At 33.5% G+C, this 1446-nt stretch carries 2 protein-coding genes; one reads left to right on the plus strand and one right to left on the minus strand.

Going from position 1 to position 1446, the window contains the following annotated elements; genetic code table 11:
- Positions 1-49 precede the first annotated feature (49 nt).
- The gene (locus C200_RS04145; RefSeq protein ID WP_033923670.1) at positions 50-793 is read right to left on the minus strand and encodes an MFS transporter; all 744 of its coding nucleotides are present in this window, start codon (positions 791-793) and stop codon (positions 50-52) included.
- 172 nt (positions 794-965) lie between these two features.
- On the opposite strand from C200_RS04145, the gene C200_RS04150 reads away from it, so the two are divergent.
- Positions 966-1355, plus strand: a complete 390-nt coding sequence (locus C200_RS04150) for a LysR family transcriptional regulator (protein WP_033923671.1) — start codon at positions 966-968, stop codon at positions 1353-1355.
- The last annotated feature ends 91 nt before the right edge of the window (positions 1356-1446 follow it).

Here is a 1446-nt window from a genome sequence, read left to right on the forward strand (position 1 = left end):
ATAAATTTAGAGACAGCGCTTAGTCAAGTAATGAAGTTAATGTCAGAAACTATTCGTTGAGCGCTATAACTTTCCCAGACAGGTATGATGAAATTGAAACTAATACAAGCATTGGTAGTATTGATAATCCAATTTTCAAGGTGTTATATCCTTTAATTTGTTGAAAGTATAGTGGCAAGATAAAAAGCGTACCATATAACCCTATATTTATTAATACACCTATAATCATTGATATCGAAAAGTTTTTTTCTCTGAAAAATGTCAATGAAAGTATAGGGTGTGAAGAGTAAATTTCGATATAAATAAACAAAGATAAAGCAAAAATGCCAGATCCTCCGATCATAATTGTTATCCCTGATAGGGAGTGACCTTGATTGCCAAGCTCTACTAAAAAATACATAAGTAATGTCACTGCAATGAATCCAATAATTTGACCCAGTATATCAAATTTATAATTTTCTCTAATGCTGGCATCATAAACATTTTTATAAACCACAATGACTGAAATAATCCCAATAGGCACATTAATAAAAAATACAGCAGGCCAGCCAAACCCTGATGTGAGGAGTCCACCAAAAATTGGTCCACCAGCAGCTGCTATACCTCCAGCACTTCCCCAAATACCAATGGCACATGCTCGATCTTTTTGATTGTTGTAGTTCGAGTTAATTAAGGACAATAATGTTAATGTATAACCACCAACTATCCATTGTAAATCAGCTAAATTAGCATGAAGGCTTAAAGTAATGTTGGGAAGAGCAATATTTGTAGCTGTTGCATCCGTAATTACCATAAAAAAACCCAAGCAAGCAACAATTAAAGTAGCGTACTTTCTTTTAAAAAAAATCACTTAAAATTAACACTCGTGAAAATTAACTTAGGACTAAATTGATTTTACTTGTTTCCAAAATATTTTTATATACTTATAATGTAGACATACTGTTTCACTTTGGTTTACATATAATATGTCTGATCTAGATCGCTTTGAAAGTTTCATATATGTGGCTCAATCAGAAAGCCTGACTAAAGCAGCAGGGCAACTGAAAACCACAAAAGCTTCATTAAGTAAGAAAATTAAACGATTAGAGAACGAATTTAGCATTACCTTATTCACTCGCTTTAAACAAAGGCTACAACTCACAGCAGAAGGAGAAGTGCTGCTAGGACAGTGTTTAAGGTTAAAGCGTGAACTTGATGATACTCGATCAATATGCCAGCAATTTCATGGAGAACCCGCAGGACTATTACACATAGTGGCATTCAGTTATTTCGCAAAAAAAATAATATTTCCAAATCTCAAAGGTTTTTTATCTAATTACCCAAACATTAACTTCGGAATGTGTCAGGGGAAATGAGACAAAACTATCGATTTAGTTAAGAGCGATTATTAGAGCACATTTGCCTATTTTTGTACACCCTGAATAATCACTGTCTGAGGAGGATTAA

Origin of the sequence: Piscirickettsia salmonis LF-89 = ATCC VR-1361 (genome assembly GCF_000297215.2) — a bacterium.
Taxonomy (GTDB): domain Bacteria; phylum Pseudomonadota; class Gammaproteobacteria; order Piscirickettsiales; family Piscirickettsiaceae; genus Piscirickettsia; species Piscirickettsia salmonis.